This window comes from Sphingobium sp. L-44, assembly GCF_056859495.1.
In genome coordinates this window covers 1-7,078 of the sequence record NZ_JBSXOQ010000020.1, presented here as the reverse complement: position 1 = coordinate 7,078, position 7,078 = coordinate 1, and the positions used below count along the sequence as shown (strand labels likewise).

At 56.0% G+C, this 7,078-nt stretch carries 11 protein-coding genes and 1 pseudogene; 7 read left to right on the top strand and 5 right to left on the bottom strand.

The features are described 5' to 3' along the window. Positions 1-154: 154 nt before the first annotated feature. Positions 155-610 (top strand): hypothetical protein, encoded by a 456-nt coding sequence (locus AC13EK_RS00960; RefSeq protein ID WP_483021974.1) that lies wholly within the window; start codon positions 155-157, stop codon positions 608-610. Here the strand turns inward: AC13EK_RS00960 and AC13EK_RS00955 are convergent. After that, complete coding sequence (locus tag AC13EK_RS00955) at positions 550-1,542, bottom strand: terminase large subunit domain-containing protein (RefSeq protein ID WP_202968923.1); 993 nt, start codon at positions 1,540-1,542, stop codon at positions 550-552. The two genes, AC13EK_RS00960 and AC13EK_RS00955, sit on opposite strands and share 61 nt — an antisense overlap. Before the next feature lie 28 nt (positions 1,543-1,570). Here AC13EK_RS00955 and AC13EK_RS00950 point away from each other — a divergent pair, with 28 nt between their 5' ends. Then, positions 1,571-2,185 (top strand): hypothetical protein, encoded by a 615-nt coding sequence (locus AC13EK_RS00950; RefSeq protein WP_277788354.1) that lies wholly within the window; start codon positions 1,571-1,573, stop codon positions 2,183-2,185. A gap of 11 nt (positions 2,186-2,196) precedes the next feature. Here the strand turns inward: AC13EK_RS00950 and AC13EK_RS00945 are convergent, their stop codons facing one another. Then, on the bottom strand, positions 2,197-2,595 hold the full coding sequence (locus tag AC13EK_RS00945; protein WP_081331604.1) for a hypothetical protein: 399 nt from the start codon (positions 2,593-2,595) through the stop codon (positions 2,197-2,199). A gap of 35 nt (positions 2,596-2,630) precedes the next feature. On the opposite strand from AC13EK_RS00945, the gene AC13EK_RS00940 reads away from it, so the two are divergent. Then, positions 2,631-2,945 (top strand): hypothetical protein, encoded by a 315-nt coding sequence (locus AC13EK_RS00940; protein WP_139149927.1) that lies wholly within the window; start codon positions 2,631-2,633, stop codon positions 2,943-2,945. Positions 2,946-3,160: 215 nt separating this feature from the next. After that, entirely contained in the window at positions 3,161-3,550 is a 390-nt protein-coding gene (locus AC13EK_RS00935; RefSeq protein WP_017501269.1) for a hypothetical protein, read from the top strand. Here AC13EK_RS00935 and AC13EK_RS00930 read toward each other — a convergent pair. Together AC13EK_RS00930 and AC13EK_RS00925 are read right to left on the bottom strand one after the other, a co-directional pair. After that, complete coding sequence (locus tag AC13EK_RS00930; RefSeq protein WP_081331605.1) at positions 3,519-3,890, bottom strand: HNH endonuclease; 372 nt, start codon at positions 3,888-3,890, stop codon at positions 3,519-3,521. The genes AC13EK_RS00935 and AC13EK_RS00930 overlap by 32 nt on opposite strands. Positions 3,891-4,755: 865 nt before the next feature. Continuing rightward, entirely contained in the window at positions 4,756-5,466 is a 711-nt protein-coding gene (locus tag AC13EK_RS00925; protein ID WP_069335914.1) for a Mom family adenine methylcarbamoylation protein, read from the bottom strand. A gap of 115 nt (positions 5,467-5,581) precedes the next feature. Here AC13EK_RS00925 and AC13EK_RS00920 point away from each other — a divergent pair, with 115 nt between their 5' ends. The 3 genes from AC13EK_RS00920 to AC13EK_RS00910 all read left to right on the top strand — a co-directional run bounded on the left by AC13EK_RS00920 (position 5,582) and on the right by AC13EK_RS00910 (position 6,967). Beyond that, positions 5,582-5,902: a hypothetical protein gene (locus tag AC13EK_RS00920; RefSeq protein ID WP_017501266.1), complete on the top strand. Its 321-nt coding sequence runs from the start codon at positions 5,582-5,584 to the stop codon at positions 5,900-5,902. Between the two features lie 108 nt (positions 5,903-6,010). Then, positions 6,011-6,637: an outer membrane protein gene (locus AC13EK_RS00915; protein WP_026109197.1), complete on the top strand. Its 627-nt coding sequence runs from the start codon at positions 6,011-6,013 to the stop codon at positions 6,635-6,637. 48 nt (positions 6,638-6,685) lie between these two features. Beyond that, a complete protein-coding gene (locus tag AC13EK_RS00910; protein ID WP_483021973.1) occupies positions 6,686-6,967 on the top strand; it encodes a TM2 domain-containing protein in 282 nt (93 codons plus the stop codon). Here AC13EK_RS00910 and AC13EK_RS00905 read toward each other — a convergent pair. Then, positions 6,958-7,078: pseudogene (locus AC13EK_RS00905) on the bottom strand (IS5/IS1182 family transposase); the annotation flags it as partial. The gene AC13EK_RS00910 and the pseudogene AC13EK_RS00905 sit on opposite strands and share 10 nt — an antisense overlap.

The window sequence follows — 7,078 nt, the reverse complement described above, 5'->3', positions numbered from 1 at the left end:
ATGCAGATCGAGGGCATGGCCGCCCTTGCCACACCCATAACCGAGGAGGTTCAGCCGCTACAGATTACACCCAAGGCCGCCTGAAAATGCAGCCCGATGGCCAGCACCGAAATTACACCACATTGACGGACGTGACCCAATCGGCCGTATCGCAATGCTGGAAGCGCGTGCCAAAGCTTCGACATTGGCCGCGCTAAAAGGCGTTGCCCGCCTGTCGTCCGATGAATGGAAAGATCACAATGATCACCAGTTTAAGCAGATTGTGGACAAATTGATTGCCGCTGCTGCGGAGGTAGACGCGGACCTTCACAGCAAAGCCTTGCGTCTCCAAACGCTTCGCGAAGCCTCGCAGAGCGACCGGCATCAGATTGTTCATGGGGAATGGGGACAATCTCCCGACGGTAGCCCTGCGGCTTACGACGTGCCGAGAAAACGCTGGTTAAGCCGCGCCGAAATTCAGCGGGCGATTACCTCAAATGAGGAGACGGATCGTCTCGCCTTCGAATGCCTTTGGAATACTGCCAAACTCGTTGAGGAAGGTGTCATCCCTCAGCGAACGGCGGGTGCGGGACCTGCTATGCGGCTCAACACGGGCCTGTGGAAATGGTGATCGCAATATTGCGCACCTATCTGATGATCTTCATCGACGCTGACGCCGTATCCCGGATTCGCCTTCCGCCAGACCCGGAAATCCCGCCAATCATCGTCGGCGTCGATCGTGTAGATCATGGCAAACTTGCTGTCGTCGCGGATCGTCCCAGCCAGCACGGCCTCGAAATATAGCTGTTCCTGTCGGCATACCCCGGCAAGATTGAACCCGGCCGTCGTGATAATCAGCAAGAGGGGATCGGAGCCGCGACGCTTGCCCATCCCGGTTCGAAAGGCCGCAAGCTGGGTGCCGTCAATGGCCTGGTGCAACTCGTCACAGATGCTGATCCACGGGATGCCGCCGTCTTTGGTCTTGGCGATAACTGGCTTGAAACTGCTGCCGGTATGCGATTGGAAAATGGCGCGGGCGGAAACTTCGAGGCCAAGCGCATCAACCAGGTCCGGGGTCATCTCGACCATCTTCTTTGCAGGGTCGAAAACGGCAGCGGCCTGGTCCATCGACGTGGCACCGGAGAAACCTTGCGCGCCCTGTTCGCCGAGCGCGAAGTTCATGTAGACGCCAATGGCAGCGCCGATCAGAGACTTGCCGGTTCCGCGCGGAAACAGCCCCATCGCCTCGCGAAAGCGCCGCAGGCCGGTAGACTTAACGATCCACCCGAAAATGTTCGCGATGAAGAAAACCTGGAACGGCTCCAACTTGATCGGCTGGCCCGCAAGGGCGCCGGTCACATGGGGAAGCGCCTCTATGAACGAGCAGGCGTGATCGACGTAATCGGTGCGGAATTCGATGTCTGTGCGGTCGTGGTCGTCGAGATAGCGCTGACACGCCGCGCGGATTTGCCAGCACGCTTCGATCTTGCCGCCGACAACTTTCTTCGCGTAATCGGTTGCCTTCCAGGCGTATGAATTTCGGAAATAGCGGGGTTTCGACACCCCATATTTAGCTTGTCAGGGGGCACTAATGGCGGGAATTGATGTTGGCAGCCTAGCCGATTGGTTTTCCGGGACGATGTCAGCGATAGCGGTTATCACCGCGCTAGTCGCCTATCCAATTGCGCACAGACAGAGACGCAACGAACTGCTCGAGAGAGACAAAGAAAGCCTCGCAAGCGATGATGCAGATTCTTCCAAAAGTTTTAGTTTCCAGTCAATTAGACCGCTAGCGATTCCTGAACACACATTACCGGAATTAAATCAAGCTGAGATCGAGTTTCTTCTCAAAAATCGAGGTGCAGAACTTCTTATGGTGGGGAGCGAATGCATCAGGCGACAGGCCTCAATCGAGCACACGATGCGCCAATATACAATTCGCCACGAAGCATTCTTCGAGCTAATGCCGCCGCCGGTCGAGAGCGACGGGACGTTGTTCAAACATGCTCTGACCAGGGATCAGCACAACAAAGTCTTGCCGTATGCGCTGATGCTCGACTCCTTACTAGACGGCATGATCGAACTAGTAGGCATTAATATCGAACAGTGCGAAAAATTTTTATCGGAATACACGAAATTGACCGTTTCCATTTTTGGGAAACCGTCTTTGGAATTTCATTCTAACAATTCCAACATGCAAGCATAGTATTTGAACTTTCAACTCCTAATCTTAAACGGGCTGGACTTCGCGGGTTCGCCTGCCGCGATCCGCGCGAGGCGGGACTTGGCGCCAGCAATGCCGAGCAACTCCATCTGTTTTCTCAACTCCGACCGGAAGGCCGCGTTCGCCGTTTCCGGGCTGGCGATGAACACCGCCATGGTATCGCAGAATAGGCCGAATGCTTCGCTGTCGATGCTGGTCGCGCCCACGGCCACGACCCGTTCGACGTTGGCCGCCCATACCTCCTTCGCTTTGTCAGACAACCATGTGGGTATGACTGGCACGTCGCGGACCATGTCCGGCGATATGCTGACGACGTTGGAATCGACGCTGGGCTTGTGGGTGCCAGCCAGCTTTTTTCGGGCGGGATCAGATAGTTTCTTGCCGGGCTTCATAGTCCAGCTATTTAGTCCCGACAGCAGGGGGAAGTATGTCGATCAACTGGAAAGAACAGTTTACCGTAGGAAACGTGATAGCCATCGTAGCTGCGACGGTCGCTTGCGCTACAGCGTTTGGAACTCAAGCAGCCAAGATTGGCGACCTAGAGCGTCGGGTAATAGCGCTGGAAAAGAAGGTGAAAGCACCGGCAGCAACTGTCGATCCGATATTGGCGAAGTGCATCGAACTTTCAGGCAGTCTGGCAAGTCCCGGTATTACGAACAGCCCGTCATACATAAGGGATGCGATGGACGGGATGAAATGTTCCGAGCGTTTTGGCATATCACCGAACGATCCCAAATTTTAATTCGGACGCGCAAGAATTTTCCTGGACTGCGGTAGTCCCAATATATGGTATATTATGATTTTACCCGCCCCACTATATGGGACGATTGCGCTGCCGGATCGTGGTCGTCACCGCGATCCGACAGCACGGGAGCAACGTCTCTATTTATCGTTCGAGCCTCGACAGCCCGCTAAATATCTGCCTCCTCGACCGGTTTCACACGGAGGCAAACCATTATGCGCATACCATTTTCAGCGGCATTCGGCGCCGCGATACTGATCGGCACCATCGGCTATACAATCACCGACAACGTCATCAACGTCGGCCCGCTCCAGGCTGCTTTCGGCGACCTGGCCGGACCATTCATCATTGTGCTGGTCGCGTTCTTCCTCGTTCCGTCGTTGGCGTTGCTGGGACGGTCACGGATAGCGCGGGGATGGCTGTCGCTGGCGGTCCTTGCCGGGGCTGCTTTCCTTGGATGGGCGGCGCAGTTCTTTTACGCCGACGACGTGATCCGCGAATTTCCGATCGCATCGACCGTCACGCAAATCGCTGGCGTCATCGCGTTGTGGTTACCCGGCGCCGACGACTGGTTCAACCGTCGGGACGACGCCTGCCGCGCTTGATCCAGTCCGCCAGTTCGATGTCAGCCATGATATCGCGGATGTCATGGCCACGGCGAATGAACCGCGCTTCAACCCTACCTTTCGCATCATTGCAACAGGCGCACGCGGGGGCCAGGTTGCCCCCGTCATTGCTTCCAGCCAGCGCCAGCGCGACGATGTGATCGACCACCCGCGCAGGGGTTATCCGACCGTCGTGTCGGCAGTATCGACAAAGCGGTTCCTGGGCGAGAATGCGGGCGCACAGGCGCCGATATGCGCTGGAATGGTCACGCAGATGGGCCGATCCACCCAGGCGCTGGGCGGGCTTCTTATGGCCAAATATCGCGGGTATTTCGGGCATCACGTATTTAACGCAATGTGGTTGGACGGCCCCAACCGCTGAACGACGCAACCGGGGTAACGATCGCGCCTGCGGGACCGCCCGACTTCCCTCTATGCCTCGAACACCTTCGAGTCAAAAAATTGGCCCGACCAGGGAGACGATCGGGCCAGCTATTTTTCGCCGCTGCTGAATTCGGAACGCCGGGAAATGGCGATCTCTTGTGCAGCCGGTTTGCACCATAGTTCCGAAGATAATGTTAAAGCCCGCTGAAAAATGCGGGGTCAAAAAAATGGGCCAATGCAATTCATCTATAAATTATCGGATAGGTAAAATATCTACCTATTACTCGATCACCAAAATCCAATATATTATATCAACGAGAAAACTTTACGAACTCTAGTGGAGAAGGTCGAACCATCATGCGTAAATTGGTGCCGCCGATGGTGACAATTTTTCTATTGGCGTTTCCCGCCCAAGCACAACGGTCGCTGCCACCTGCACCGCCAGGAGGTGGTCCAATTGAGAGGGTGGTGGATTCCGGAAATAAAAGCTCCGGCAGCGGAAAAGCGTATTCGGAATGGTATACGCTATGCAGCGATCCGCTTCCAATAGGATACGTGATAGTTTCCGAAGAATTTAGGTTAGAGGGGCATCGTCATTGCGGCTCCTGGGCAAATTGTCGCATTTCCCTGAAGCAAAGTAATAAAGTCTGTTATGATTTTCAGATGCAAGGACACGACCGGTCTCCTGACAAAATTTATTATAGCAATGGAGTTTTGTCGTATCGGGCCGAACGTCAATAAAATCCGCATTGGAGCGGAAGGATCGGCGCTACCCCGTCGCTGCACCGGTGGTTCCGGCCATCGCTTGCTTCATCCGCGTTTTATTTAGCCTCGCCACGCACCATCCGCGCACCAGCGTCGTCGATGGCACTGTTTGGCAGGATCGGGACGGTCAGACGGTCGCGGACAGCCTGGTCGCGGAAGGTCATATAGCGAAGCTGGTAACCAGGAAGCGGCCGGGCCAGCCCAAGTTTCACCCACTGATTACGGGTGCGATATTCGTGGCGGACACCAAGGTCGGCACAAAGATCGGCCATTCGTGGACTGGACCAGTGCGCCTCCATCGACATCGCTGCCATCCGCACCCCATTTGAGAATTCGAAGATGGTTCTGTTGGGCCGGATTCCGGTCAAGTCGAAGCCTGCGGCCCTGTAGATCGTGCCATCCCCGCTCTGTGTCCCATCGCTGTAGCTGATTATCCATTCGATGTGCGGATACCTCGCGAAGATCAGTTTCCGCGCAACGGCGAGACAGCGACTTTCGGAATTTCGGGGCAGGCGTTCGTCCAATGCGAGGCGGTTTAGCTCCAGAAAATTCGACCATTCCGTGTCGCGAACCAGGCCGATGACCTTCGATTTGTCGAGTGGCGGGCCGAAGCTGGCAACACCAAGGCATTCGGGGCCAACAAACGCCCCCAGGTGAAGCTGGCTGTTTCTGACCCATTTACCGGAATAATGAAGCTGAGCGACCATGGCGTTCGCATCCTTCGACGCGATCGGCATCAAGCGGATATCTTTAGCGCTGATGGTCATTTCGTGGGGCGCGGGCCGGACGGCAGGATCGGCCAATCGATTGGGGTGATGGTTCGCATCAGATATTTATGCGAGGGCCTTCCGTTCCCTAAACGTTCCCCCGTATAATCGTGGGATGAATCAGGACGACCACCGCAGATATGAACGCAACCGGGCCGACGATCTCCACAAACTGGTCGCCGGGGGTTTCGCGGTGCGGATTGGTTGCAAGCGGTGCAAGGCCGAGCGGACGGTCGAGGGAAAACCATTGCTTGCGCTCTTCGTCGCTCGCCGGTGGGAGACCAATCTTATCGCCGCGAGCAACCGCCTGCGCTGCCGGTCCTGCGGGGCAAAATGGGCGTGGATGGAGGCGCATATCGGCGGCGCCGACAGCCCATCGATCGGTCCAACCAGCGATGAAGAATATAAGCGTCTTCTCGCCAGGCTACGGCGATGAACAGATGACAAGCACCGTTATACTTTGCACGTATCATGATGGATTAACCGGTCGATAAGCATCATCTGCGACACACCCCTTCAAATCCAACGATTCAAGGGGTTAATCGTGATCAAGTTCATCATTTGCGCGGCATCTGTTGCTGTTGCCGCTCCCGCAATTGCTCAAGATGCTTCGAACTTCGAGGGCGGGAAAGCCGGTATCGTGCTGGGCTACGACACGGTGAATTTTGATTATGGTTACGATGTCGATGCTTCCGAAAGCGGGATGCTGTATGGCGTCACGGCGGGCTATGACTTCGCCCTCGGCAACAGCGGTGCAATCTTTGGTATCGAAGCCGAGGCCTCGGATTCCACGACCAAAACCTCCGCGCGCGATATCCTTTTCGAGGGCGACAATCTCTCTCTCCTGGCAGACCGCGACCTTTATATCGGCGCGCGCCTTGGCTTCGCAGTAGCGCCTAATCTGCTGCTTTATGCCAAGGGCGGCTACACCAACGCCCGCCTCAAGCTCCGCTACTCCTTGGACGGCGACAGCGCCAGCATCGGCGACAATATCGACGGCTATCGCGTTGGCGGCGGCGCAGAATTCACCAACGGTTCGAACTTCGCTCGCCTTGAGTATCGCTATTCCGACTACGGCAAGTATGTGTATCGCGAAGGCGACCTTGAACTCGACACCGGCGTCAAAATGTCGCGCCACCAGGTCGCAGTTACTGGCGGTTTCCGCTTCTGAATTTGCTATGCTAATCGTCGCATTGCAGAATCAAATTGGGGGGTTAGAGTGACCAACATCAATACGCAAAATCCTGCGATGGCAGGCCTTCTCTACCAGGCAAATGCGAAATCGACGGGGGTCGCGTTTCTTCTGTGGCTTTTCTTGGGCGGCTTCGGTGGCCACCGCTTTTACGCGGGCAAGACCGGCACAGCCATAGTCCAGCTTTTGATGTCCATTTTTGGCTGGGCCACTGTTTGGCTCGGGATTGGCCTGGTGCTGCTCGCACCTCTTGGTATTTGGCTGCTGATCGACGCGTTTCTTAGAGTCCGTTTGGAAAATCAGGGATGAGCGTTTCGGCGTAGTAGGTTTCCACCCATGGCGACGAGGATCATCGCCTGTGAGACGTCGATGCGCTTTTCGTAGTCGCGGACCAGACGGCGCCATCGGGTCATCCATCCG